General features: G+C 39.0%; 23 protein-coding genes and 1 pseudogene. 13 read left to right on the forward strand and 11 right to left on the reverse strand.

Annotated features, from left to right (window positions below):
- Positions 1-161: 161 nt before the first annotated feature.
- From PCY06_RS06255 to PCY06_RS06265, 3 genes are read left to right on the forward strand one after another with little or no spacing between them, the layout of a single operon-like run.
- Positions 162-1,346: an efflux RND transporter periplasmic adaptor subunit gene (locus tag PCY06_RS06255; protein ID WP_045773805.1), complete on the forward strand. Its 1,185-nt coding sequence runs from the start codon at positions 162-164 to the stop codon at positions 1,344-1,346.
- Complete coding sequence (locus PCY06_RS06260; protein ID WP_061595847.1) at positions 1,330-2,025, forward strand: ABC transporter ATP-binding protein; 696 nt, start codon at positions 1,330-1,332, stop codon at positions 2,023-2,025. Before PCY06_RS06255 ends, PCY06_RS06260 begins: the two co-directional genes overlap by 17 nt.
- Entirely contained in the window at positions 2,026-3,300 is a 1,275-nt protein-coding gene (locus PCY06_RS06265) for an ABC transporter permease (protein ID WP_045773803.1), read from the forward strand.
- Between the two features lie 88 nt (positions 3,301-3,388).
- Here PCY06_RS06265 and lysS read toward each other — a convergent pair whose 3' ends face one another.
- The 6 genes from lysS to PCY06_RS06295 all read right to left on the reverse strand — a co-directional run bounded on the left by lysS (position 3,389) and on the right by PCY06_RS06295 (position 8,490).
- On the reverse strand, positions 3,389-4,879 hold the full coding sequence (lysS, locus tag PCY06_RS06270; RefSeq protein ID WP_060554010.1) for a lysine--tRNA ligase: 1,491 nt from the start codon (positions 4,877-4,879) through the stop codon (positions 3,389-3,391).
- Between the two features lie 91 nt (positions 4,880-4,970).
- A complete protein-coding gene (locus PCY06_RS06275) occupies positions 4,971-5,612 on the reverse strand; it encodes a histidine phosphatase family protein (RefSeq protein ID WP_045634650.1) in 642 nt (213 codons plus the stop codon).
- A gap of 29 nt (positions 5,613-5,641) precedes the next feature.
- The gene (locus tag PCY06_RS06280; protein ID WP_045773800.1) at positions 5,642-6,118 is read right to left on the reverse strand and encodes an aminoacyl-tRNA deacylase; all 477 of its coding nucleotides are present in this window, start codon (positions 6,116-6,118) and stop codon (positions 5,642-5,644) included.
- Positions 6,118-6,960, reverse strand: coding sequence for a DUF368 domain-containing protein (locus PCY06_RS06285; protein WP_082307771.1), 843 nt, complete (start codon positions 6,958-6,960; stop codon positions 6,118-6,120). Before PCY06_RS06285 ends, PCY06_RS06280 begins: the two co-directional genes overlap by 1 nt.
- 139 nt (positions 6,961-7,099) lie before the next feature.
- Positions 7,100-7,909, reverse strand: a complete 810-nt coding sequence (locus PCY06_RS06290) for a glycoside hydrolase family 25 protein (RefSeq protein ID WP_060970297.1) — start codon at positions 7,907-7,909, stop codon at positions 7,100-7,102.
- 104 nt (positions 7,910-8,013) lie between these two features.
- Positions 8,014-8,490: a glutathione peroxidase gene (locus tag PCY06_RS06295; protein ID WP_060970298.1), complete on the reverse strand. Its 477-nt coding sequence runs from the start codon at positions 8,488-8,490 to the stop codon at positions 8,014-8,016.
- Between the two features lie 136 nt (positions 8,491-8,626).
- Here PCY06_RS06295 and PCY06_RS06300 point away from each other — a divergent pair, with 136 nt between their 5' ends.
- The 8 genes from PCY06_RS06300 to PCY06_RS06335 all read left to right on the forward strand — a co-directional run bounded on the left by PCY06_RS06300 (position 8,627) and on the right by PCY06_RS06335 (position 18,006).
- On the forward strand, positions 8,627-9,838 hold the full coding sequence (locus PCY06_RS06300; RefSeq protein WP_008809024.1) for an FtsW/RodA/SpoVE family cell cycle protein: 1,212 nt from the start codon (positions 8,627-8,629) through the stop codon (positions 9,836-9,838).
- Between the two features lie 51 nt (positions 9,839-9,889).
- On the forward strand, positions 9,890-12,736 hold the full coding sequence (ppc, locus tag PCY06_RS06305; protein ID WP_060970299.1) for a phosphoenolpyruvate carboxylase: 2,847 nt from the start codon (positions 9,890-9,892) through the stop codon (positions 12,734-12,736).
- 293 nt (positions 12,737-13,029) lie between these two features.
- Positions 13,030-14,226, forward strand: a complete 1,197-nt coding sequence (tuf, locus tag PCY06_RS06310) for an elongation factor Tu (protein ID WP_020992675.1) — start codon at positions 13,030-13,032, stop codon at positions 14,224-14,226.
- A 273-nt stretch (positions 14,227-14,499) separates the two neighbouring features.
- A complete protein-coding gene (tpiA, locus tag PCY06_RS06315; RefSeq protein WP_082307770.1) occupies positions 14,500-15,258 on the forward strand; it encodes a triose-phosphate isomerase in 759 nt (252 codons plus the stop codon).
- Positions 15,259-15,387: 129 nt separating this feature from the next.
- Positions 15,388-15,621, forward strand: coding sequence for a DUF1146 family protein (locus tag PCY06_RS06320; RefSeq protein WP_037622338.1), 234 nt, complete (start codon positions 15,388-15,390; stop codon positions 15,619-15,621).
- Positions 15,622-15,660: 39 nt separating this feature from the next.
- Positions 15,661-16,941 carry a UDP-N-acetylglucosamine 1-carboxyvinyltransferase gene (murA, locus tag PCY06_RS06325; protein ID WP_082307769.1) on the forward strand — a complete coding sequence of 427 codons (1,281 nt, stop codon included), beginning with the start codon at positions 15,661-15,663 and terminating at the stop codon, positions 16,939-16,941.
- The gene (locus PCY06_RS06330) at positions 16,934-17,122 is read left to right on the forward strand and encodes a DNA-directed RNA polymerase subunit beta (protein ID WP_060970300.1); all 189 of its coding nucleotides are present in this window, start codon (positions 16,934-16,936) and stop codon (positions 17,120-17,122) included. The genes murA and PCY06_RS06330 overlap by 8 nt, the downstream gene beginning before the upstream one ends.
- Before the next feature lie 44 nt (positions 17,123-17,166).
- Positions 17,167-18,006, forward strand: coding sequence for a DNA/RNA non-specific endonuclease (locus PCY06_RS06335; RefSeq protein WP_061598655.1), 840 nt, complete (start codon positions 17,167-17,169; stop codon positions 18,004-18,006).
- A gap of 215 nt (positions 18,007-18,221) precedes the next feature.
- On the opposite strand, the gene PCY06_RS06340 is transcribed toward PCY06_RS06335, so the two are convergent.
- The 4 genes from PCY06_RS06340 to PCY06_RS06355 all read right to left on the reverse strand — a co-directional run bounded on the left by PCY06_RS06340 (position 18,222) and on the right by PCY06_RS06355 (position 21,880).
- The gene (locus PCY06_RS06340) at positions 18,222-18,923 is read right to left on the reverse strand and encodes an alpha/beta hydrolase-fold protein (protein WP_061598657.1); all 702 of its coding nucleotides are present in this window, start codon (positions 18,921-18,923) and stop codon (positions 18,222-18,224) included.
- Positions 18,904-19,932, reverse strand: a complete 1,029-nt coding sequence (locus PCY06_RS06345) for an ABC transporter substrate-binding protein (protein WP_061601745.1) — start codon at positions 19,930-19,932, stop codon at positions 18,904-18,906. Before PCY06_RS06345 ends, PCY06_RS06340 begins: the two co-directional genes overlap by 20 nt.
- Positions 19,933-20,076: 144 nt before the next feature.
- Positions 20,077-20,832, reverse strand: a complete 756-nt coding sequence (locus PCY06_RS06350) for an ABC transporter ATP-binding protein (RefSeq protein ID WP_105165157.1) — start codon at positions 20,830-20,832, stop codon at positions 20,077-20,079.
- 1 nt (position 20,833) lies between these two features.
- Positions 20,834-21,880, reverse strand: a complete 1,047-nt coding sequence (locus tag PCY06_RS06355) for an iron ABC transporter permease (protein ID WP_105165156.1) — start codon at positions 21,878-21,880, stop codon at positions 20,834-20,836.
- A 292-nt stretch (positions 21,881-22,172) separates the two neighbouring features.
- Here PCY06_RS06355 and PCY06_RS06360 point away from each other — a divergent pair.
- A pseudogene (locus PCY06_RS06360) lies at positions 22,173-22,280 on the forward strand (DNA-entry nuclease); the annotation flags it as partial.
- Between the two features lie 50 nt (positions 22,281-22,330).
- Here PCY06_RS06360 and PCY06_RS06365 read toward each other — a convergent pair.
- Positions 22,331-23,413 carry a Xaa-Pro peptidase family protein gene (locus tag PCY06_RS06365; RefSeq protein ID WP_048778530.1) on the reverse strand — a complete coding sequence of 361 codons (1,083 nt, stop codon included), beginning with the start codon at positions 23,411-23,413 and terminating at the stop codon, positions 22,331-22,333.
- A gap of 164 nt (positions 23,414-23,577) precedes the next feature.
- Here PCY06_RS06365 and ccpA point away from each other — a divergent pair, with 164 nt between their 5' ends.
- Positions 23,578-24,582, forward strand: a complete 1,005-nt coding sequence (ccpA, locus tag PCY06_RS06370) for a catabolite control protein A (RefSeq protein WP_082307767.1) — start codon at positions 23,578-23,580, stop codon at positions 24,580-24,582.
- The last annotated feature ends 41 nt before the right edge of the window (positions 24,583-24,623 follow it).

Consider the following 24,623-nt stretch of genomic DNA (forward strand, 5'->3'; position numbering starts at 1 on the left):
TTTTTAAGAAATGAATGCAAAAATCTGCTACGAGAAAAACTGACATTTGAGAAAGATATAATGTCATTTGAAAATTGCTAAGTTCAAAACAATAGTTCCAGGTTATAATGTATGTTATAATGAAAAAAATTAATTTGATTTCATTTTTAAAGGAGATTCCAATGAAAAAATTGAAAAAGTGGCAGTTGACTGCTCTGATTGCTGTTCCTCTTGTCATTGTAGTAGTTGTTCTTGCTATGCTGTTTTTGAATCAGAAAAGTGGCAGCCAAGAAGCTTTAGATTCGAAACCTCTGGTTCAAAAGGCAAAAGAAGGGTCAGTAGCATCTTCTGTACTTTTGTCAGGACAAGTATCTGCTAATAATGAGCAGTATATTTATTATGATTCAACAAAGGGGGATCTAGAAGGCGTCCTCGTTAATGTGGGTGATCAAGTTACAGTCGGACAAGCTTTGGTCCAATATCGAAACACTGAGGCACAATCTAACTATGATTCTGCAGTTCGAGCTCTCAATAAAATTGACCGTCAAATTTACGAACTTCAAAATAATGGGACAGCTCCTACCCCAAGCCCAACAGCAGAAGGAGAAGAATCTGGCGAAAGCACTGCACCAGCGGTTAATACACAACAATCCTTGGATTCTCAATTAAAAGATTTGCAAGACAATCGAGCTGATGCTGCGGATAAAGTCAATAGTTCAAAGCTTTTGCTTGATGCTACAACTGTATTAAGTACTGTTGAAGGAACAGTAGTTGAAGTTAATCGTGATGTTTCAAAATCAACAACAGGATCTAATCAAACATTGGTCCATATTGTTAATAATGGTAATCTCCAAGTCAAGGGTGAATTGTCAGAGTACAATTTAGCTAATCTGTCAGTGGGCCAAGAAGTCAGCATTACTTCAAAAGTTTATCCAGATAAGACTTGGACTGGTAAAATCAGCTATATCTCTAACTATCCAAAAGATGCTCAGCAAGCAAGCTCAAGTGCGTCAGCTGCTGGAGGATCAGGTGGAGGATCAGGCGCTAAATATCCCTTTACCATTGATTTCACTAGCGAAATAGGTGATTTAAAGCAAGGATTCTCTGTAAATATCGAAGTGAAGAATAACAGCAAGGCCATTCTTATTCCGGTAAGCAGTGTTGTTACTGATGAAGATGGAAAAAATTACATTTGGAAACTAGATGATAAGGGTATAGCTAAAAAAGTTGAAGTCACACTTGGAAATGCTGATGCTGAAAATCAAGAAGTAACATCTGGCTTATCAAAAGATGATAAAGTGATTATAAATCCAACTGCTGATTTAAAAGATGGGCAGGAGGTAAAATCTTATGAAGAAATTAATTGATTTAAGTGGCATCAATAAGAGCTATCGCAACGGAGATCAAGAACTGCAGGTTTTAAAAAACATCAATCTTCAAGTTGAAGAAGGCGAGTTTTTAGCCATTATGGGACCATCTGGATCTGGTAAATCAACCTTGATGAATATTATTGGTATGTTGGATCGTCCTTCTAGTGGAACCTATCATTTAGATGGGAAAGAAGTGGCTCGTTTGGGTGAAAAGAAATCAGCTAAAGTCCGTAATCAGGAAATTGGCTTTGTCTTTCAGCAGTTTTTCCTCTTGTCCAAGTTAAATGCTCTTCAAAATGTTGAATTACCTTTGATTTATGCAGGAGTTTCTCAGTCTAAACGTAAGGCTTTAGCAGAACAATACTTGGAAAAAGTTGAGTTAGAAACGCGGATGCATCACTTACCATCAGAATTATCAGGGGGGCAAAAGCAGCGTGTTGCGATTGCTCGTGCCCTAGTAAATCGTCCCTCTATTATTTTGGCAGATGAGCCAACAGGGGCCTTGGATACAAAAACAGGTGAACAGATTATGGAATTGCTGACTGAATTAAATAAAGAAGGCAAAACCATCATTATGGTTACCCATGAACCAGAAATTGCAGCCTATGCTAAACGACAAATTGTTATTCGAGATGGCGTAATTTCCTCTGATTCAGCACAGAAAGGAGAAGCATAGATGCAAAACTGGAGATTTGCTATTGGATCTATTATGGGTCACAAAATGCGCTCCTTTCTAACAATGATTGGAATTATCATCGGGGTCGCTTCGGTTGTAGTTATCATGGCCTTAGGAAATGGGATGCAACAGGGAGTTACCAAAAGTTTCACGAAGGATCAACAATATGTTGCTCTGAATTATTCACCAACAAAGAGTAATTATGTTATGGGGATGAATCTTATGGAAGGTCCTGCAGGAAATGAGGGAGGCAGCCAAGAAGTTGATAACGAAGAAAATGAAGCTCCACCAGTTATTCAAGATGCTTGGGCTAAAGAGCTCTTAAAAATTGATGGAGTGAAAGGTTACTATACAACCAATGGAGGTCCATCTGCAACATTCTCTTATCAAAATAAGAAAGCAGATGGAGTATTTATTACTGGTGTTAGCCAATCTTTCTTTCAAATTAGAAAATACGAGATCTTGGCAGGTCGTACCCTCCTTCCTGTGGATTACCAGCGCTTTTCTAATGTGATGATGATTGATGAAACAGTTGCAACCTCACTTTTTGGAAGTAGCGCAGAAGCCTTAAACAAAATCGTATCAGTTGGAGATAGCAACTATCGGGTTATTGGAGTCTTTAAAGATCCCAATGCTGGTCAAAGTATGAGTATGAGTTCAGGAAGTGCTCTAATGGCTAATACCCAAGTAGCATCTGAGTTTCATTCAGAAGAAATATCGACTGTTTACGTCTATGTCCCAGAAGTCAGCCGTGTCAACGAAGTTGGGATAGAAGCAGCTAAAAAATTGACCCAGCTTTCAGGAGCACGCCAGGGTGAATATCAAATCTTGAATATGGAGAGTATGCTGGAACAGTACAAGCAGATTACAGGGACCATGACAGGAGTTATTGGCGCGATAGCAGGAATCTCACTCTTTGTCGGTGGTATCGGGGTTATGAATATCATGCTGGTATCAGTTACCGAGCGGACTCGTGAAATCGGTCTGAGGAAAGCTTTAGGAGCTACGAGAGGAAACATCTTAACCCAATTCTTGATTGAGTCCATGGTTCTTACCCTAATTGGAGGAATGTTGGGCTTAGGACTGGCTTATGGTATTAACGCGTTAATTGCTGCGGTCGTACCAGAAGATGTCTTTGGTGGACCTCCGATTGTGTCTACTACAGCTGCAGTAGGAAGTCTTGTCTTCTCAGCAATGGTTGGTGTTGTTTTTGGAATTCTACCTGCGAATAAAGCTTCCAAGTTGGATCCAATTGAAGCACTGAGGTACGAATAATGAAATAAGAAAAAGAGTTTAGGAACCTAAACTCTTTTTTTGTTTATAAAAAACACTGCTGAAGTGTAGCAGTGTTTGAATGTGAAAATTATTTCATTGTCGGGAAGAGAAGGACATCGCGAATGGTAGTCACGTCAGTCAGCAACATAACTAGACGGTCGATCCCAATACCCAGACCTCCAGTTGGTGGCATACCATATTCTAGAGCTTCTACATAGTCATAGTCAATGCCAGTTGCTTCATCATCACCAAGCTCTTTGGCTTTAGCTTGCGCTTCAAAACGAGAGAGTTGATCGATTGGATCGTTCAATTCGGTGAAGGCGTTGGCATATTCTTTGGTCATGATGAAGAGTTCGAAACGGTCAGTGAAGCGTGGATCTTCTGGATTTTTCTTGGCCAGAGGAGATACTGCAACAGGATGACCATAGACAAAGGTTGGTTGAGTTAAGGTTTCTTCAACAAATTCTTCAAAGAAAGCGTTAATAACATGGCCGACTTCTGTGAAGTGCTTTTCGAGAGGAACATTCTTTTCTTTGGCCAAGGCAGCGGCTTCTTCAAAGCTCATATCTCGCCAGAAATCTACGCCAGTAATTTCCTTGATGGCATCTACCATATGAACGCGTTTAAATGGTTCATTGATCTTGATTTCAGTTCCCTGATAGTTGATAGGTCCATCTCCACATACAGAGATAGCTGCATGTTGAATAATGCCTTCTGTCAAGTCCATAATATCTTGGAAGTCTGCATAAGCTTGGTAAACTTCAATAGATGTAAACTCTGGATTATGAGTAGCGTCCATTCCTTCGTTACGGAAGATACGTCCGATTTCATAGACCCGTTCCATACCACCTACGATGAGGCGCTTAAGGTGCAATTCAGTTGCAATTCGAAGCACCATATCAATATTTTGGGCATTGTGATGAGTAATGAAAGGACGAGCAGCAGCACCGCCTGCTTCATTGTGGAGAACAGGAGTTTCGACTTCAAGGAAGCCTTGCCCATCTAAGTAACGGCGAATTTCAGAAATGATTTTTGAGCGAGTAACAAATCGATTGAAGCTCTCACGGTTAGAAATCAAATCCAAATAGCGTTTACGGTAGATAGTCTCCACATCTGTCAGTCCATGGAATTTTTCAGGAAGGGGACGAAGTGCTTTAGAGAGGTGGGTAATATGGGTAGCTTTGATAGATAATTCTCCCATATCAGTACGCATCACTTCACCTTCAACTCCAAGGAAGTCTCCTAAGTCAGCTTTTTTAAAGATTTCATAGTTTTCTTCACCGACCTCATCTTTGCGGACATAAATTTGAATTTGGCCTTCGCGGTCTTGGATGTGAGCAAATCCAACTTTTCCTTTGCCACGTTTAGTCATGAGACGTCCAGCAATAGTAGCTGTCTCAGATAAGTCATGCAACTCTTCTTTACTTTTTTCAGCGTATTTTTCTTTTAATTGTCCAGAGTTTGCTGTTCTCTCAAAGCGTTTACCAAAAGGGTCAATCCCCTGTTCAGCCAGCGCAGCCATTTTTTCACGGCGAATAATTTGCTGGTCATTTAATTCTTCAAAATGTTCAGTAGTCATGTTTTCCTCCAAAAGTATTCCAATTTATTTTATCACAAAATCTATGGAAATTCACCTATATTTAGCTTTTAAGAAAGAAAAAACTGTGAATTTAAAGATTCACAGTATCAAGATTTTCAAGATGGTCGGTATTGTTCCAATCTAAGAGAGAAAACTTCTCAAAATCAGTTGTTTCTAGGATAGTGACACTTCCATTACTGAGACCACCATTTTTTCGTATGTTGCCAACATCGTAGCCAAGAAGAGTCCGAATTGAAGCAGTAAGATTAGCTCCATGGCCAACAAATAAGAGGTTTTCAGCTTCTAAATATTTTAGAGACTTAATAAAATGGATAACTCGATGGGTCGTTTGGTAAACCGATTCAGCATCAAATAAACTATGGTCAAACTGAGCAAGATTATGCCGAAAGGCATGCATTTGGTGGGGATATACGGCAGCAACAGTTGCCCACTTGGCCCCTTCTAATTTACCTAATTTCCATTCTCTTAATTCCTCTTTAAGAATAATTTCTTGCGGAAACTGGTTTTCTGAATTTATAATTTCAGCTGTTTTTACAGCTCTGCTTAAATCACTAGAGAATATCTTATCAAAACGAGTTTTAGCAAGGTGATTCCCTAGAATATGTAATTCTTCAATAGCAGTAGGTAAGAGAGGTGAATCGCCTCCAGCACCCTGAAAGCGACCTTCCAAATTCCACTCAGTCTTTCCATGACGGATAAAGTATAGTTTCATAGTTTTCTCTTTCAAATGAAGTGCCTGCTCTAATCTTCTTTTATGTCAGCAAATTCTGCTTTGACAAAATCCGCCAAGTCCTGGGCCTTGATTAGAACGCTACGTCCAACTTCTCCAGCGGATACGATAATAGCTTCTCGTTCTAGAGAAACCTGGTCGATGAAGATAGGGTAGGAGTGCTTTTGGCGGATACCAACTGGATTGTTGGCACCATGAACATAGCCAGTTGTTTTTTCGAGTTCCTTTTGAGGAATCATAGCAACCTTTTTATTTCCAGAAATTTTGGCTAATTTTTTCTCAGACAAATGCTCAGTAATGGGGAGAATACCAATAACAGGTCCGGTTTTATCCCCTGATAATGCCAAGGTTTTATAGATCTGAGATCGGTCGTCTATGTCTCCAATTTCATTTTCGAGGGCATTAATTTGCAATCCTTGGTGGGGAATATTAGCCTTGGTCAAGATCTGTTCGACCAGTGTTTTTTTTAATTTTGTTTTTTTTGCCATTATTTATACTTCTCTTCTAACTGACTCATCCAAATTCCTAGCCAAATACCTAAGCCAAAGAAGAAGGCTGTTATGACGTAGGTGATAATAGACGTTCCTGTATAAGTAATGCTTTCACTATTACCAGCATTTGGAATGACAATAAGCAAGGTGCTAGAAAGCACAATACCAATAATGAAATGATAGACTCGCGAATGAAAATTTTTGAGTGCATAGTCCATTGTTTTTGAAAATGCTATGAGAGCTAAAGCACCTCCGATAGCAATTGGTAAAAATGTCCCAAAAAGATCTAAGGACTTGAAACCAGTCAGCATTGGAGTGTATAAACCTAAAATCAAAAGTAGATTAGAAGGACTGAGTCCAGGGACCAAAATCCCTAGAGCAATTAAGGCTCCCGCTAGCATAAAGGTCAAGAAATTTGCTGGAAGAGTTCCAACCATACTATTGAGAAAATAAAGGAAAAAACCAGACAAGACAAAAGTCAGCCAGAAAATAGCTATATCAATTCGATCACGGTCTGACTCGCGAACAGACTCCTTGACTAGACTAGGAATCGTCCCGATAATAGCGCCTGCAAATCCCCAAAGAACGATAATCTTATAGTGGGCTAGTAAATATTCAACTGGAAGAGAAAAGAGAGCAATTCCAAGAATCATACCTATACCAACCGGAAGGAAAAAGAAGACATTCTCCTTAAAGTTATCTTTGATATGAGCTAGAAAAGATATCATACGCTCATATATTCCCAAAATGGCAGCTAAGACTCCGCCAGAAACACCAGGCAAGATAAACCCTAGTGCGATAATCAATCCTTTAATCATTCTTGTAATCCAAGAAAACATCAAAATCTCCTTAACATGTTCAATGTAATTTATTATAACATATTTTACTTTTAGTTAGTGAAAATTTAAGTAAAGTTCTAAAATGGATAGAATTTAATTAAAATGAAAAGAAAAAATCAAGTAAAATACTTGATTTTAATTATTGTTTCCCAAATAATTTGGCATGAGTTTCTTCTCGGTTCTTTAAAGTAGAAATCTGGTTTAAGTCTAAAGGATGAGAGAAACCAGTTAAAGTTCCTTGGGAAGTATATTGGTGCAAATCATAATCAATGTCAGTCTTAGGAGCAGCATTGTAATAACCATTATCGGTTCCATAAGTTGGAATCCAAAGAGCTGTGAATTTCTCAGTATTTATGCTGTGTTCTTCCATGAAGTAAGTGCCTACATAAATCCCAATATTTTTCACGCCTAAAGACTCTAATTTAGCACGGAAGGCTTCGACTCCTCCGTTCATATCAGACATGGTTTTTTCTTCAACATCTAGCCAGTAGTAGGTCGGCTTGTATTTTGATGCGGCCTTGTAAAAACTTTCTGCCTCTTTTTCCATTTCTTTAGTCGAAGAAGCAGATACATAAGCATAGACTGCTACAGGGATGTTGCGTTTTTGAAATTCCTTGATATGGGTTTTGTATGCTTTATCCAGCCCGTTAGCATAAGTAGCAGTATTCTCCTTTTTAGTATAGGAACCGCTCTGGATACGCACAATGACTCCTGAAACATTTTTGGCCAATTGATCATAATCAATCTCGCTCGGAAGCTGCCAACCAGACAAATCGATGATTGGTTTAGTAAGATCTATTTTTTCCGAAGAGCTTGAAGAAGATGATTGGACAGTTTTTGTTTGTTCTCGTTGACCTTTCGCATTGGATAGTTGCCTGCTAACCAATATTGTTAGAATAAAGCAGACAAAGAAAGCGAGTACAACGATTGGTTTTATCTTCTTTCTCATACTTTTTTTATTTTAACCTAAAATAAATAAAAAAGCAAAAAAAATCATTTATAATAGAACTTCTGAACACCTACTGTTCAAGTTTTAGCTTATTAAAAATTTATTCATTTTAAAAGTTCTTGAATATCTTTTTCAATATCTTGAGGAGATGTTTGAGGAGAGTAGCGTTTCATCACATGGCCTTCTTTATCTAAAAGAAATTTGGTGAAGTTCCACTTAATATCTTTAGATAGAAATCCCCCCTTTGCTTCTTTAAGCCATGTATATAGTGGGTCAGCTTTTTTTCCATTTACGTTAATCTTTTGAAAACGGGGAAAGCTGGTCTGATAGTTAAGGTTACAGAAATTGTTGATTTCTTCTGCACTTCCTGGAGCTTGATTTTTAAACTGATTGCAGGGAAAATCTAATATTTCAAATCCTTCATCACGATAGCGAAGATATAAGTCCTGCAGTCCTTTATACTGTGGAGTAAACCCGCAGCCGGTAGCTGTATTTACAATGAGTAAGACTTTCCCTTTGAAAATGTCTAGCGAAAGCTGATTGCCATCTTGTTTTTCGACAGAAAATTGGTAAACGTTCATAGTTTTGGACCTCCAATCAGTTGTTTTCTTTTATTCTAGCATAAGATTTTAGTGAATTGTGAAAAGGATATGGCTTTTTTTTCGTTGTGAAAAATGATATAATGTACAATGAAATTTTAGAAAATCTAGGTGAAGTATGAAGATTGACAAACGACACCTATTAAACTACTCTATCTTAATTCCCTATTTGATTTTATCAGTTTTAGGCTTGATTATTGTCTATTCAACAACCAGTGCGACCTTGGTTCAGTCAGGTGCTAATTCTTTTAAATCAGTTATAAGCCAAGGCATATTTTGGATTCTGAGTTTAATAGCAATTGTTTTTATATATAAGGTAAAGATCGATATTTTTAAGAAACAAGAGGTTTTGTTCGGTTTCATTTTAGTGGAAGTGATCCTGTTACTCTTATCGCGTTTTATAACTCGTGCAGTAAACGGAGCACATGGTTGGCTTTTTATTGGCGGGGTTAGTATTCAGCCTGCCGAATATCTGAAAATTCTGCTGGTCTGGTTCTTAGCACTGAGGTTTTCAAGAAAGCAGGAAGAGATTGAAATATATGATTATCAAGCTTTAACTTTTAACCGTTGGTTACCTAGAACGTTAAGTGATTGGCGTACTATCACAGGAATTTTGATAGGTATCGTTGTTATCATGCCGGACTTGGGGAATGCTACTATTTTAGCTTTGACTGTCCTGATAATGGTTTCTGTAAGTGGTATTGGACATCGATGGTTCTCAGCCATGCTAGGAATACTGGTAGGAACTTCGACCTTGATCCTATCCAGTATTTGGCTGCTTGGTGTAGAAAAAGTCTCCAAGGTTCCTTTGTTTGGATATGTTGCCAAGAGGTTTAGTGCCTTCTTTAATCCCTTTACAGATGTGTCAGGAGCAGGGCATCAGCTTGCGAATTCATATTATGCGATTGTAAACGGAGGCTGGTTTGGATTAGGACTTGGAAATTCAATTGAAAAACGAGGCTATTTACCCGAAGCGCAGACAGATTTTGTTTTTTCAATTGTTATCGAGGAATTGGGCTTTATTGGTGCTAGCTTAATTTTAGCCCTACTGTTTTTCCTAATCTTGCGAATCATTTTGGTAGGTATTCGAGCTAGGGACCCTTTTAATTCAATGGTGGCTTTGGGAATTGGAGGCATGATGCTGACCCAAACCTTTATAAATATTGGAGGGATCTCAGGATTGATTCCTTCAACAGGGGTGACTTTTCCATTCCTATCACAAGGTGGGAATAGTCTCTTAGTTCTGTCAGTTGGAATTGCCTTTGTACTCAATATTGATGCCAACGAAAAACGAAACAATATCAATCGTGTTTTAGAAGAAACTTTGTGAGACCGGCTGGTTGTTAGCTAGTCTTTGTCCTTAAATAGAAAGGTTCAGACCATGTCATTTAATAAGTTAGAAAGCTTTAGTAATAAAGATGTTATTCGAGAAGAAGTTTCCATTTTGACGGACTTACTTACTGATGTTACGCGTAAAATTCTTAGTCCTGAGACATTCGAAAAGATTGAAATGATGCAGGACTTAGCTGTTCACTCCAAATACCAGGAACTAAAGGGAATCGTAGAAGAACTAACAACAGAAGAAATGGTCTATATTTCTCGTTATTTTTCTATTCTGCCACTCTTGATTAATATTTCTGAAGACGTTGATCTAGCCTATGAAATCAACCATCAGAACAATATCGACCAAGATTATCTTGGAAAGCTGTCAACAACTATTGACTTGATTTCAACGCGGGAGAATGCAAAAGAAATTCTAGAGAATTTAAATGTTGTTCCGGTACTGACAGCTCACCCAACTCAGGTTCAAAGAAAGACAATGCTGGATCTGACAAATCATATTCACACCCTTTTACGTCAGCATCGAGATGTTAAGGCTGGTCTGGTTAATGAGAAGAAGTGGCTAGGCAACCTTCGTCGTTACATCGAGCTCATGATGCAGACAGATATGATTCGGGATAAGAAACTAAAAGTAACCAATGAGATTACCAATGTCATGGAATACTACAATAGCTCTTTTCTACAAGCCATTACCAACTTTATGGTCGAATACAAACGCTTGGCAGAAGAGCGGGGTATCAAGTTGGATAATCCTAAACCTATTACCATGGGAATGTGGATTGGTGGTGACCGGGATGGGAATCCTTTTGTAACGGCAGAAACTTTGAAACTATCAGCCACTCTCCAGAGTGAAGTCATTCTCAACTATTACATTGACAAGGTTTATACACTTTATCGTACTTTTTCTCTGTCAACAAATCTCTCAGAAACTAGTCAGGCAGTAGCAGAAATGGCTGCTTTGTCAACTGATAAATCTGTTTATCGTGAAAATGAACCTTACCGCCGTGCCTTCCACTATATTCAGTCCAAGCTGATTCAGACCTTGCTGTACCTGAAAGAAGGAAACTTTTCTAATGAAGGTCAGCGCTTGACTGATCGAGCTGAGAAAACATTATCTGCCAAGACAACTCCTTCTTTGAGTAATAAAGGACGGGAAATTATTCCAAACTATATTCAGTCTCGTATCAGTGAAACCTTAACTGAGTTGAAGAAGGAGGAAACACCTTCTTACAAAACTGCAAAAGAATTCAAAGAAGACTTACAGGTCATTTATGATTCTCTTATCGAACATCATGGTGAGGCTTTAGTGACAGGAGACCTGACAGAACTTTTACAAGCAGTGGATGTTTTTGGTTTCTTCTTAGCCAGCATTGATATGCGTCAGGATTCTAGTGTTCATGAAGCTTGTGTGGCTGAGCTCTTGGCATCAGCAAACATTGTAAAAGATTACAGCAGCTTATCTGAAGAAGAAAAATGTCAGGTACTACTTAAGCAATTGCTTGAGGATCCTCGCATTTTATCAGCTACTCATGAGCCCAAGTCCGAACTTTTGCAAAAAGAATTAGAAATTTTCAAGACTGCTCGACAGCTGAAAGATGCACTTGGTGAAGAAGTCATCAAGCAGAACATCATTTCTCACTCGACCAGTGTATCAGACCTACTGGAGTTGGCTATTATGTTGAAAGAAGTAGGGCTGATTGATGAAAATGGGACTCGAGTACAGATTGTTCCTCTTTTTGAGACAATTGAAGATTTGGACAATTCATGCGAAACAATGGAGAAGTATCTATCTTTGCCTATTGCTCAGAAATGGATTGCCTCTAAGAATAATTACCAAGAAATCATGTTGGGTTACTCAGACAGTAATAAAGATGGTGGTTACCTATCTTCTTGCTGGACTCTCTATAAGGCTCAGCAACAGCTGACTGCTATCGGTGATAAATTTGGTGTTAAAATTACCTTCTTCCATGGTCGTGGAGGTACAGTTGGCCGTGGTGGCGGTCCAACCTATGAAGCGATCACCTCACAACCCCTACGAAGTATCAACGACCGGATCCGCCTTACTGAGCAAGGGGAAGTTATTGGAAACAAATATGGTAATAAAGATGCAGCCTACTATAATTTGGAAATGCTCGTTTCTGCAGCAATCAATCGAATGGTAACACATAAGAAAAGTGATGCCCATACATCCAATAAATATGAGCGGATCATGGATCAAGTTGTCGAGCGAAGCTATCAGATTTATCGTGATTTAGTCTTTGGCGACGAACGCTTTTATGATTATTTCTTTGAATCTAGTCCAATCAAAGCGATTTCTAGCTTTAATATTGGCTCTCGTCCTGCAGCTCGTAAAACGATTACTGAAATCGGTGGTCTTCGAGCGATCCCATGGGTCTTCTCATGGTCTCAAAGTCGAGTGATGTTCCCTGGTTGGTACGGTGTTGGCTCGAGTTTCAAGGAATTTATTGATCAAGATCCAGAAAATAACCTTGCCTTTCTACAACTTATGTACAAGAGATGGCCATTCTTCAAATCTCTATTATCAAATGTAGACATGGTCCTTTCTAAGTCCAATATGAACATTGCTTTTGAATATGCTCAGTTATGCGAAGATCAGAATGTTCGGGATATTTTCAATATTATCTTGGATGAGTGGCAACTAACTAAGAATGTTATTCTTGAGATTGAAGGACACGATGAACTCTTGGCTGAAAATACTTATCTAAGAGACAGCTTGGACTATCGTATGCCTTACTTTAATGTTTTGAACTATATTCAACTAGAGCTGATTAAACGTCAACGCAATGGTCAGCTCACGCCTGATCAAGAGAAGCTGATTCACATCACTATTAATGGTATTGCGACTGGTTTGCGAAACTCAGGTTAATACGAAGAAAAATCGGAAATATTTCCGATTTTTTTTAATCGATTAAATCATTTTTGTAGTTTTCTTAGATCTTTCAAGGAAGTAAGAAGAGAAGCAGATGATGAGTTTTAGAATATACGCTAGCAGTTAACTTGTCTGATATAAGTTGAGCTTTCTATTAGAAAAGGTTAATTCACAAAAAATGTGTAAAAGGCTTGCAATTTCACTAGAATTTGATAAAATAGTAAGGAAAGTTAGACTGTATTGCCTACTGTCTATCTATAAAATATATTTTATTGGAGGCTTTTACTCAAATGGCAAAAGAAAAATACGATCGTAGTAAACCACACGTTAACATTGGTACTATCGGACACGTTGACCACGGTAAAACTACTTTGACAGCAGCTATCACAACTGTATTGGCACGTCGCTTGCCTTCAGCAGTTAACCAACCAAAAGACTATGCGTCTATCGATGCTGCTCCAGAAGAACGCGAACGCGGTATCACTATCAACACTGCGCACGTTGAGTATGAAACTGAAAAACGTCACTACGCTCACATCGACGCTCCAGGACACGCGGACTACGTTAAAAACATGATCACTGGTGCCGCTCAAATGGACGGAGCTATCCTTGTAGTAGCTTCAACTGATGGTCCTATGCCACAAACTCGTGAGCACATCCTTCTTTCTCGCCAAGTTGGTGTTAAACACTTGATCGTGTTCATGAACAAAGTTGACTTGGTTGACGACGAAGAATTGCTTGAATTGGTTGAAATGGAAATCCGTGACCTCTTGTCAGAATACGACTTCCCAGGTGACGATCTTCCAGTTATCCAAGGTTCAGCTCTTAAGGCTCTTGAAGGTGACTCTAAATACGAAGATATCATCATGGAATTGATGAACACTGTTGATGAGTACATTCCAGAACCAGAACGCGATACTGACAAACCATTGCTTCTTCCAGTCGAAGACGTATTCTCAATCACTGGACGTGGTACAGTTGCTTCAGGACGTATCGACCGTGGTATCGTTAAAGTCAACGACGAAATCGAAATCGTTGGTATCAAAGAAGAAATCCAAAAAGCAGTTGTTACTGGTGTTGAAATGTTCCGTAAACAGCTTGACGAAGGTCTTGCAGGGGACAACGTAGGTGTGCTTCTCCGTGGTATCCAACGTGATGAAATCGAACGTGGACAAGTTATTGCTAAACCAGGTTCAATCAACCCACACACTAAATTCAAAGGTGAAGTTTATATCCTTACTAAAGAAGAAGGTGGACGTCACACTCCATTCTTCAACAACTACCGTCCACAGTTCTACTTCCGTACAACTGACGTTACAGGTTCAATCGAACTTCCAGCAGGTACTGAAATGGTAATGCCTGGTGATAACGTAACTATCGAAGTTGAATTGATCCACCCAATCGCCGTTGAACAAGGTACTACTTTCTCTATCCGTGAAGGTGGACGTACTGTTGGTTCAGGTATGGTTACAGAAATCGAAGCTTAATTCAATTAAGTTACCAGATTAACAATTTAAGTCAGACACGAAACCCGCTTATGCGGGTTTTTTTATATTTTTTTGAAAGAAGGATTTGTTTACTAATATTCCTAACACCAATGTATTTAGCTTCATAATGGACATATAGCAAGGTCTTTTATAAAATAGAGAGCAGTATTTTAGCCGTTTCAATTTGATAAAAACTTAGCAAGCGCCTTTATTTATTGAGCCAACTGTGATACAATGGAACATGAAAATAAAATGAAAAAAGAGGTATGTGAAATGTCACGTAAACCATTTATCGCTGGTAACTGGAAAATGAACAAAAATCCAGAAGAAGCAAAAGCATTCGTTGAAGCCGTTGCATCAAAACTTCCTTCATCAGACCTTGTTGAAGCAGGTATCGCAGCTCCTGCAGTTGATTTGACAGCTGTTCTTGCTGCTGCTAAAGGTTCAAACCTTAGAGTTGCTGCTCAAAACTGCTACTTTGAAAATGCAGGTGCTTTTACTGGTGAAACTAGCCCACAAGTTTTGAAAGAAATTGGTACTGACTATGTAGTTATCGGTCACTCAGAACGTCGTGACTACTTCCATGAAACTGACGAAGATATCAACAAAAAAGCAAAAGCTATCTTTGCAAACGGTATGCTTCCAATCATCTGTTGTGGTGAGTCACTTGAAACTTACGAAGCTGGTAAAGCTGCTGAATTTGTAGGTGCTCAAGTATCTGCTGCATTGGCTGGATTGACAGCTGAACAAGTTGCTTCAACCGTTATCGCTTATGAGCCAATCTGGGCTATCGGTACTGGTAAATCAGCTTCACAAGACGATGCACAAAAAATGTGTAAAGTTGTTCGTGACGTTGTAGCTGCAGACTTCGGTCAAGAAGTTGCTGACAAAGTTCGTGTTCAATACGGTGGTTCTGTTAAACCTGAAAACGTTGCTTCATACATGGCTTGCCCTGACGTTGACGGTGCGCTTGTTGGTGGAGCTTCACTTGAAGCTGAAAGCTTCTTGGCATTGCTTGACTTTGTAAAATAATGATTAGATATAAGCTTGTTGCTGTTAGGCAACAAGCTTTTTTCTGTTAGAACTTGCTTCAAGAACAAGGCGAGAGGGGATAAGTAAAGGTCATTTCCCATTATTTAGTATTTTTGGTATAATAGGTCTATGATTCAAATAGTTTTTACGCTTAGCAGTCATTTACTATTTATTTTTTTGTCTCATCAGTTATTATCTAGTCTTGTTAACTGGGAGAGGCTCTTGAAAGTAAATGCTGATAATGCTTTAAAAATTCGCTTACTCATTCTATTCTTGAGTATTGCGCTTGGTTATCTGGTTAGTCTTTTTTTCCTAAGTATTTATCAAGTAAGTTTTGATATTTTGAATGGAAACGTAAAATAAGAGAGAAACTAGAAACAATGAATGAGTAAGGGAGTATATATGGATAAAATTATTATTCAAGGTGGAAATAATCGCTTAGTTGGAACAGTACAAATCGAGGGTGCAAAGAATGCAGTCTTGCCTCTTTTGGCTGCAACAGTTTTGGCAAGTAAAGGAAAAACGATTTTAACAAATGTACCTGTTCTATCAGACGTCTTTACCATGAACAATGTTGTTCGCGGTTTAAATACTACTGTAGACTTCAATCAGGATGAGCATGAGATTGTGGTCGATGCTAGTCAAGATATTACAGAAGAAGCGCCCTATAAGTATGTCAGCAAGATGAGGGCATCTATTGTTGTCCTAGGACCTATCTTGGCACGTAATGGACACGCTAAGGTATCAATGCCTGGTGGCTGTACGATTGGGAGTCGTCCGATCGATTTGCATCTGAAAGGCCTTGAAGCAATGGGGGCTGAGATTACTCAGACAGCCGGCTATATTGAAGCAAAAGCAGATAAGTTACATGGGGCCCATATTTATATGGATTTTCCAAGTGTAGGTGCGACTCAGAATATTATGATGGCTGCGACACTGGCTGAAGGGACAACTGTTATTGAAAATGCTGCTCGGGAACCAGAGATTGTTGATCTAGCTGTCTTGCTCAATAAAATGGGGGCAAAGATCCGTGGTGCAGGGACTGAAACATTAACCATTCTTGGAGTCAAAGAATTAACAGGAACCAAACATAGTGTTGTTCAGGATCGAATTGAAGCGGGAACATTTATGGTTGCTGCTGCTATGACAGGTGGTAATGTTCTGATTCAGGATGCAATCTGGGAACACAATCGTCCTTTGCTAGCTAAGCTTCAAGAAATGGGTGTATCCGTAACTGAAGAAGAAGAGGGAATCCGGATCCAATCAGATCTATCACGCTTAAAAGCTGTTAGTGTTAAAACCCTGCCTCACCCAGGTTTTCCAACGGATATGCAAGCTCAATTTACTGCCTTGATGACGGTAGTTCGTGGCGAATCAACTATGATTGAGACAGTCTTTGAAAATCGCTTCCAACATCTAGAAGAGATGCGTCGTATGGGCTTGCACTCTGAAATTATGCGGGATACAGCAAGAATTGTTGGTGGGCAGAAGCTTCAAGGAGCAGAGGTTATGTCTACTGACTTGAGAGCTAGCGCGGCCTTAATTTTGACGGGCCTTATTGCTAGTGGAGAAACCAAGGTTAGCAAATTAGAGCATTTAGATCGTGGTTACTATCTTTTCCATGAGAAATTGGCTGCTCTAGGAGCCAACATTAAGCGTGTGAAGGAAGATGACGATGAATGATGAGTTGAAATATGTAGCGAAACAAGTTGGGATTGTTTTCTTAGTGATTTTATTGGGGCTCCTTGTCTTTGCTATTGGTTTAGTTATTGGTTATGGTGTGATTGGTGGTGGCGATAATCCTTGGTCCATCTTATCACCTGATAAATGGCAGAGCATTATTAATAAGTTTACAGGTAAATAAGGAGTATAGGGCAGTTTGTCCGCTCCTATTTTTATGAGGAAAAAATGAAGAAGAAACAAGAAGAGAAACTTTTTCAAAGCATAGTAGGACTGATTCTGGCACTTGTTCTGATAGCTGGTGCTAATTATTTCTCAAACCATCAGAATCAGGATAACATAAAGTCTAATCCACAGGTTCAAAGAACAGGAAGAAGGGATATCTCAACTCCCGAGCAAGCACTATCTCAGAGTGTATTGACTGATTCTGTTCGCAAGCAATTAAAAGGCAACATAGAATGGAATCAGGCAGGTGCATTTATTATTAATGGCAACAAGACAGACCTAAATGCTGATATTGCCAGTCAGCCTTATGCACAAAACCAGACAAAGTCAGTTCAGGGACAGTTAGTACCAATAATTGGGAATGCTCTGCTTTCTAAACAGACTAGACAATACAAAAATCGAGAAGAAACCGGAAACGGAACGACAAGTTGGGTTCCTGCCGGCTGGCATCAAGTGAGAAATCTTACTGGAGATTTTAATCATGCTGTTGACCGAGGGCATTTATTAGCTTATTCTTTAGTCGGAGGCTTAAAGAACTTTGATGCTTCTACAAGTAACCCAGAGAATATCGCTGTTCAAACAGCTTGGGCAAATCAGGCAAACAGTTCTTCGTCTACTGGACAAAATTTTTATGAAAGCTTGATTCGGAAGGCTTTGGATAAAAAGAAGCGAGTCCGTTATCGAGTTACCTTGATTTATGCTAATCCTGATGACTTAATAGCAGCGGGCTCTCATTTAGAAGCAAAGTCTAGCGATGGAAGTCTTGAGTTTAATGTCTTCGTTCCAAATATTCAAACCGGGATTCGTATTAACTATAGAACTGGAGAAGTAACAGTAGAGTAGTTATATAGTAAAACAGAAAAAGCACCAATTTTACCAGACCCTAATCTTTAGATTATTTCAATCTAACTTTTAGGGTCGATAAATCTGGTGCTTTTTTATTTACTTTCTAAAATTAGAAGAGAGGAAGAAAGTTAGAAGCTATCTACTTTGATATGAATTAAAAGTGTTTCTCAATATAGTTCCTTGATTAGATTAAATTTTTTCAAGAAAGATAGTTAACTAGTTGTTTCTAAATTCCAGTATTGAACTAACCATTTTATAAAGGAATCATACCTTGATTGAAGAGCTTCATGATGTCCATAAGGGTCAAAGATGGAGCAGGTGGTAAGGATTTCTTTCTGAATCAAGCGATGAATTTCTTCAGCATAGAAAGGAGCCTTGGAAAGTCGGTTCGAGTGATTCGCACCTTCTGTCTTTCCATTCTGTAAATAGACTAGACAGTCCTTGTTTTTCAAGTCCTGTGTCTGGCAATAGTCGGTAAAACCTGGATACCAAAAGGAGCCGCAGATAGAAAAGACACAGGGGATCTTGCAGTCGCTATAGAGACTGTAAACAGCCGCGAGTCCACCAAGAGAGTAGCCACCATAGGCAATTCTCTTGTCATCCAGTAGGTAGTGCTGTCTGATTTCTGTTAATATACCGCTGAAGAGCTTTTGATGGTAACTATCTGCTTTGCCACCAAAATCAGGATTGCCAGGCTTTAGAGCATTGGCTTTCCAGGGTGTAAAATCGTCCAGCCTATTGTTCGGTATCAGTCCAATCAAGATTACCGATGGAGAAAGCTTGCTTAGGTAGTTTATCTGGCCATCATTTAGCAAGATTGCTGGATAAGGTCGTGATCCGTCATAATCTTGGGGCAGAGTAATATTGACAGTGATACCCTCCCAGACAAAGGCCTTATTTATTGATAAAGTCATTGATTTTCTCGAGTGAGTCGATTACAGCAGGACCATAATCCATAAACTCATCATAGGAGATGGTCATAATTTTCTGATTTTTGACCGCTGGGACATCTTCCAGAACTGGATTGGCTTTCATTAGATCAACTGCTTGCTCATCCATGGACTTGTTGCGGTCGCTGGTTACGTAGATGATGAGTTCTGGATCCATAGAAACCAGGTTTTCCAAGGTTAAGCCAGAGGTTCCAGTCGCTACATTGGTATAGCCGAGCTGGTTTAGCAGACTTTCTTGCAGAGCAGATTTATAAGCACCGAAAGTCTCATCGTTATATGCACACATGATGAGCGCTTTTTTCTTTTCTCCTTGGCTAGCCTTATTCGCCTTCTTGACAGTGTCAATTCTTGCCTGTAGCTGGTTGGCATACTGATTGGCCTTATCTTGAACGTTAAAGATGGTTCCTATATTCTTGACATCTTCAACGATATTGCCTAGATCTTGCTTGGTATTGGACAGGGAAGCCTTTTGTGTATAGACAGGGATTTTATTTTCATTCCAGGCACTAACTGTCCCCAGAGATTTTTCGGAAAACATCATGTTTCGTCCAAGAAGAGCGTCTGGCTCATAGGATAGCACAGTTTCTTGTGATACAGTTTTCTTGTCGCCGACCTGCGGAATGGTGGCAATATCAGCCTTGTATTTATCTGTGACATCATTGTCTGGATTGAGCATACCAGCAATCTTGTCTTTTAAGCCTAGTTCAATCAAGATTTCGGTCGTTGAAAGGTTATTGGTGATGACCTTTTCCGGTACCTTTTCAAAGATCTGATCAATCTCCTTGCCTTCGGCATCGTAGGTTTTGATTGTCACTGGATATTTTGTCTCTGCTGTGCTCTTTTTCGCGCTTTGTGTTTTTGAGGAAGATTGCGAAGTTGAGCTTTCTTTCGTACTTTCCTTAGATGAAGAATTGCAGGCTACCATTGTCAGTGCAGCTGTTGTGACGAGTAAGATACTGAGAGTTTTTTTCATATACATTTCCTTTCATGTGTTGAGAATATAGCTAGATTAGGCTAAGGTTTTCAAAAAGTGGCTACCCAAAAGTTTCCATTAATTATAAGAAAGTCACATTGGAAACAATTTTTTCTTCAACTATTCATCTCTGAAAATAGTTTCTTAGAGATACTGAATCATTGCTTGTTGATCGCTGGTCCAAGCGACCTTGCTTTGAACACCATAAATGGCTTGCAGTGATTCTTGACAAATTACTTCTTCAGGGCTGCCCTGGTATAGGATTTCACCTCCTTTCATAAGATACAGATAATCTGAGTAGCGACAGGCTAATTGAATATCGTGTAGAACAGCCAATACGTTGATATCTAAGTCTTTAACAATACTTAGAATATCCAGCTGGTATTTGATATCCAGATGATTGGTAGGCTCGTCTAGGAGTAGCAAGCTTGGTTGCTGGGCTAGAGCTCTAGCCAACAAGACTCTTTGCTTTTCTCCTCCAGATAGGGAGGAGTAGGAGCGTTTGGCTTTGTCAGCCATGTCTACTTTAAGTAAAGATTGGTGAACCAAGTCATAATCTTCTTCTTGTTCCCTCTGTAAAAAAGATAGGTGGGGGATTCGCCCCAGTAACACGATTTCCTCAACAGTGGTGTCAAATTGCAACTGGTTAAATTGACTGAGAACTGCCATGCCTTTAGCGGTAGATTTTAAACTCAAATTTTTTAATGGACTTCCGTTTAAAAAAATCCTACCACTGTCTGGTTTAATTTGACGATATATAGTCTTCAATAGGGTTGTTTTACCGCAGCCGTTGGGTCCAAGAATAGTGTGGAATTTTCTCCCTTCGACTTTTAGAGAAATGCCATTTAAAATTTTTTTCTGGCCAATTGAATAGTGAATATCTTCGCAAATTAGATCCATCTCAACTAAGCATCTCCTTTCGACTTTTAGCAACCATATAGATAAAAAAGGGAGCTCCTACTAAAGCGGTAAAAATACCAATCGGAAGTTCAGAGTTTTTTATTAAAATCCTGGAAAAAACATCGGCCCAAAGAATAAAGAGGGCTCCAAGAAGGCTGGCTATGGGTAAGATTTCTTTATAATTGCTTCCTATTAGGGCTCTGGCTAAATGAGGAGTGATCAATCCTACAAAACCAATAATTCCACAAGACGCTACTAGCATAGCAGTGATAATCGCGACAATAGTGATATAAAGATACCAATAAAAGCGTAAGGGCACACCCAATGTTAAAGCAATTTCTTCCCCCATCGTCATGGCGTTAAAAATTCGATATTGAGACCAAAAGAACAAAAGGGAAAGACTGACAATGAAAGCAGGAAAAGTTAGATTCGACCAAGATGCCCCTGCCAGAGAACCCATAGTCCAAAATTTGATAGTCAAGGCGCTATCAGCATTGGCGCCAAGAGAAATGATAAAATTAGCAAAGGCGATAAAGAGGGCGTTAACTACTGTACCGGAAAGAATCAGACTGGATGTTGTCGACTTTCCTTGTATAGTCGCAATTAGTAAAACAGCAGCGGTTGCTAGAAGTGCTCCCGTAAAAGCAGCAACTCCAGTGAAGGCTTTAAGGCCTAAAATGATACTGAGTGTAGCTCCAAAAGTAGCTCCTGAAGAAATCCCCAGAATGTAAGGTTCAGCAATGGGGTTGTTGACAGTGGACTGCATCACACACCCGCAGATAGAAAGTCCAGCTCCTGCAATAATGGCAAGGAGTACTCTTGGGACTCGCATATTCCAAACGATTGCAATACTTGATTTGGAAAGGTATCTTATATTTGAGAACCAACCTAACTTACTAAATACAATCCGGTAGGTATCTAACAAATTGATTTTAACAGCTCCTAAAGAAACAGATAAAAACAATGAAAAAAGTAAAAATATGATGAGAAAAAGTAAGAGAACAAGATAGCTAAGGTAGCCTCTCCCTCTGCCTTTCTTGAAGGACATAGATGTCTCCTTAAAACAAAAATATATTAGAATATTCTGATAATTTAATAAAATTATATCATTTTAAAAAAAGAAGGGCAAGGGAAGACCTGATTTGAAAAGTTAATCATTTATACATATAAGAATTTCACGAACTAGTTACAGACTGTTTTTCAGGATCCTTAAGTTTTTAGGAAAAAACAAGCCTGAACAATAGAGTTCAGACTTGTAATTAAGGACAAGAGGATCTAAGAAAGTGACAAGAATCTCCGTCCAATAACGAATAGAAGCAAAGAAAGGAGTAATCTTTCGTCTGGAAACCAAATCAAGCGATGGAAGTCTCGAGTTTAATACTTTCATACCGAATATTCAAACCGGGATTTGTATTACCTATAGAACAGGAGAAGTAACAGTTGACTAAGTAGATTTCAAACTAGCAAAAAAGCACCGCAATGGGTGCTTTTGGCTATTCTAATCAAAGTAGAGCAAGTCCTTGCTAGTCTCAGTGAAGAGTTCAAATCCGTTTTTAGTGACATACCCACAATCTTCAATGCGGACACCGACCTTGCCAGGAATATAAATACCTGGTTCAACAGAGAAGCACATACCTTCTTCAATAACCATCTCGTTACCTTCCATGATAGACGGAAATTCATGAACATCCATACCGATACCATGACCAAGACGGTGGTTGAAATACTCACCATAACCAGCTTTTTCGATAACTTGTCGAGCAGCCCGGTCTACTTCATGGGCTGTTACACCTGGTTTGATAAAGTCAAGTGCAGCTTGCTGGGCTTCTAGAGTTAGATGGTAGATATCTTTTTTGAACTGGTCAGGTTGGCCAACAGCAACAGTCCGCGTCATATCACTAGCATAGCCATTAACCATACAGCCTAAGTCAAAGAGTAGGAGGGCATTGTTTTCAATTTTGTTTGCTCCTGGGATACCATGAGGGTTGGCCGCATTATTTCCAGTTAGGACCATGGTTTCAAAGCTCATTTCATATCCTTCTTGCTTGATGGCAAAGTCAATTTGAGCAATGATATCAGTTTCAGTTTTATTCAAAGAAATATTGTCAAAACCAATGTTAACAGCCTTATCGGCATATTGGCCTGCTACAAGCATTTTTTGGATTTCATCAGCAGACTTAATGAGTCGCATCCGTTGAATAAATGGTGTAAGGTTTGTAAAGTCAGCCTGCTCAAAAACAGTTTTCAAACCGTGGTATTTAGTTAAAATTAAGTTGTCAAATTCAACAGCCACAGTTTTAACCCCTTTGACTGGTAGGGAAGCCTTAATTTTGTTCCAAGGGTTTTCAGAATCTACATAACCTACTACAGAAAAAGAAACGGTGCTAGAAGCGCGCTCTACTTCTAAAGCAGGAACAAAGAGTAGAGGTTCTTGATCTGTGAAGACAAAGAGAAACATTTGACGCTCATGAGGGTCGCTATAAAATCCGGTTAAATAATGAATAGTGACTGGATCTGAAATGATTGCAGCGTCTTTTTTCTCGTTTTCAAGAAAATTACGAATTTGATTCAATTTTGTCATAATGAAACCTTCTTTCTATGCTTCTATTTTGGCAAAAAATGACTAAAAAAGCAAGAGTTTTCAAATAAACTCATCAAAATGCTTGAAAGTGTTTCCAAGAAGTGATAAAATGTTCTTGGTAGGAATATGAAAACGTTATTTTCAACTTTAAGAAAGGAAGCAATATGAACACAGACGATACAGTAACCATTTATGATGTCGCCCGTGAAGCAGGGGTTTCTATGGCGACAGTTAGTCGTGTAGTTAATGGAAACAAGAATGTAAAAGAAAACACTCGGAAAAAAGTTTTGGAAGTAATTGATCGCCTTGATTATCGTCCAAATGCAGTGGCTCGTGGTTTGGCTAGCAAGAAGACTACGACAGTTGGTGTTGTGATTCCAAGTATTACAAATAGTTATTTCTCAACACTCGCCAAGGGAATTGATGATATTGCTGAGATGTATAAATACAATATCGTCCTAGCAAACAGCGATGAGGATGATGATAAGGAAGTTTCAGTTGTAAACACTCTCTTTTCGAAACAAGTAGATGGTATTATCTTTATGGGTTACCACCTTACTGAAAAGATTCGTTCAGAATTTTCACGCTCACGCACGCCAGTTGTCTTGGCTGGAACTATTGATGTGGAGCACCAATTGCCAAGTGTTAATATAGATTATAAACAGGCTACAATTGATGCTATCACATTCCTTGCTAAGCGCAATAAAAAAATTGCTTTTGTGTGCGGACCTTTAGTTGATGATATCAATGGAAAAGTACGCTTATCCGGTTATAAAACGGCTCTTAAGAGCAAAAAGCTGTCATACAGCGAAGGTCTTGTTTTTGAGTCTAAGTATGGCTATGATGATGGCTATAATTTAGCTGAACGAGTAATTGCTTCTAAAGCAACGGCTGCTTTTGTTACAGGTGATGAGCTGGCAGCTGGTCTTTTAAACGGACTAGCTGATCGCGGAGTAAAAATTCCAGAGGATTTTGAAATTATTACTAGCGATGATTCACAAATATCTCGCTATACACGTCCAAATTTGTCGACTATCAGCCAGCCTTTATATGATTTAGGTGCTATTAGTATGCGTATGCTGACTAAAATTATGCACAAGGAAGAGTTGGAAGAACGCGAAGTTGTTTTATCTCATGGTATTTACGAACGGGACTCAACTAGAAAATAAAAGTTAAAGTCACCATTTGGTGGCTTTTTTGTATGCAGTTT

This window comes from Streptococcus sp. SG1, from assembly GCF_030439935.1.
GTDB classification, from domain to species: domain Bacteria; phylum Bacillota; class Bacilli; order Lactobacillales; family Streptococcaceae; genus Streptococcus; species Streptococcus gordonii.

What these genes read in the sequence shown, in the direction of transcription:
- PCY06_RS06255 (WP_045773805.1), top strand. Translation starts at nt 162, where the DNA reads ATGAAAAAATTGAAAAAGTGGCAGTTGACTGCTCTGATTGCTGTTCCT.
- PCY06_RS06260 (WP_061595847.1), top strand. Translation starts at nt 1,330, where the DNA reads ATGAAGAAATTAATTGATTTAAGTGGCATCAATAAGAGCTATCGCAAC.
- PCY06_RS06265 (WP_045773803.1), top strand. Translation starts at nt 2,026, where the DNA reads ATGCAAAACTGGAGATTTGCTATTGGATCTATTATGGGTCACAAAATG.
- lysS (WP_060554010.1), bottom strand. Translation starts at nt 4,879, where the DNA reads ATGACTACTGAACATTTTGAAGAATTAAATGACCAGCAAATTATTCGC.
- PCY06_RS06275 (WP_045634650.1), bottom strand. Translation starts at nt 5,612, where the DNA reads ATGAAACTATACTTTATCCGTCATGGAAAGACTGAGTGGAATTTGGAA.
- PCY06_RS06280 (WP_045773800.1), bottom strand. Translation starts at nt 6,118, where the DNA reads ATGGCAAAAAAAACAAAATTAAAAAAAACACTGGTCGAACAGATCTTG.
- PCY06_RS06285 (WP_082307771.1), bottom strand. Translation starts at nt 6,960, where the DNA reads ATGTTTTCTTGGATTACAAGAATGATTAAAGGATTGATTATCGCACTA.
- PCY06_RS06290 (WP_060970297.1), bottom strand. Translation starts at nt 7,909, where the DNA reads ATGAGAAAGAAGATAAAACCAATCGTTGTACTCGCTTTCTTTGTCTGC.
- PCY06_RS06295 (WP_060970298.1), bottom strand. Translation starts at nt 8,490, where the DNA reads ATGAACGTTTACCAATTTTCTGTCGAAAAACAAGATGGCAATCAGCTT.
- PCY06_RS06300 (WP_008809024.1), top strand. Translation starts at nt 8,627, where the DNA reads ATGAAGATTGACAAACGACACCTATTAAACTACTCTATCTTAATTCCC.
- ppc (WP_060970299.1), top strand. Translation starts at nt 9,890, where the DNA reads ATGTCATTTAATAAGTTAGAAAGCTTTAGTAATAAAGATGTTATTCGA.
- tuf (WP_020992675.1), top strand. Translation starts at nt 13,030, where the DNA reads ATGGCAAAAGAAAAATACGATCGTAGTAAACCACACGTTAACATTGGT.
- tpiA (WP_082307770.1), top strand. Translation starts at nt 14,500, where the DNA reads ATGTCACGTAAACCATTTATCGCTGGTAACTGGAAAATGAACAAAAAT.
- PCY06_RS06320 (WP_037622338.1), top strand. Translation starts at nt 15,388, where the DNA reads ATGATTCAAATAGTTTTTACGCTTAGCAGTCATTTACTATTTATTTTT.
- murA (WP_082307769.1), top strand. Translation starts at nt 15,661, where the DNA reads ATGGATAAAATTATTATTCAAGGTGGAAATAATCGCTTAGTTGGAACA.
- PCY06_RS06330 (WP_060970300.1), top strand. Translation starts at nt 16,934, where the DNA reads ATGAATGATGAGTTGAAATATGTAGCGAAACAAGTTGGGATTGTTTTC.
- PCY06_RS06335 (WP_061598655.1), top strand. Translation starts at nt 17,167, where the DNA reads ATGAAGAAGAAACAAGAAGAGAAACTTTTTCAAAGCATAGTAGGACTG.
- PCY06_RS06340 (WP_061598657.1), bottom strand. Translation starts at nt 18,923, where the DNA reads ATGACTTTATCAATAAATAAGGCCTTTGTCTGGGAGGGTATCACTGTC.
- PCY06_RS06345 (WP_061601745.1), bottom strand. Translation starts at nt 19,932, where the DNA reads ATGAAAAAAACTCTCAGTATCTTACTCGTCACAACAGCTGCACTGACA.
- PCY06_RS06350 (WP_105165157.1), bottom strand. Translation starts at nt 20,832, where the DNA reads ATGGATCTAATTTGCGAAGATATTCACTATTCAATTGGCCAGAAAAAA.
- PCY06_RS06355 (WP_105165156.1), bottom strand. Translation starts at nt 21,880, where the DNA reads ATGTCCTTCAAGAAAGGCAGAGGGAGAGGCTACCTTAGCTATCTTGTT.
- PCY06_RS06365 (WP_048778530.1), bottom strand. Translation starts at nt 23,413, where the DNA reads ATGACAAAATTGAATCAAATTCGTAATTTTCTTGAAAACGAGAAAAAA.
- ccpA (WP_082307767.1), top strand. Translation starts at nt 23,578, where the DNA reads ATGAACACAGACGATACAGTAACCATTTATGATGTCGCCCGTGAAGCA.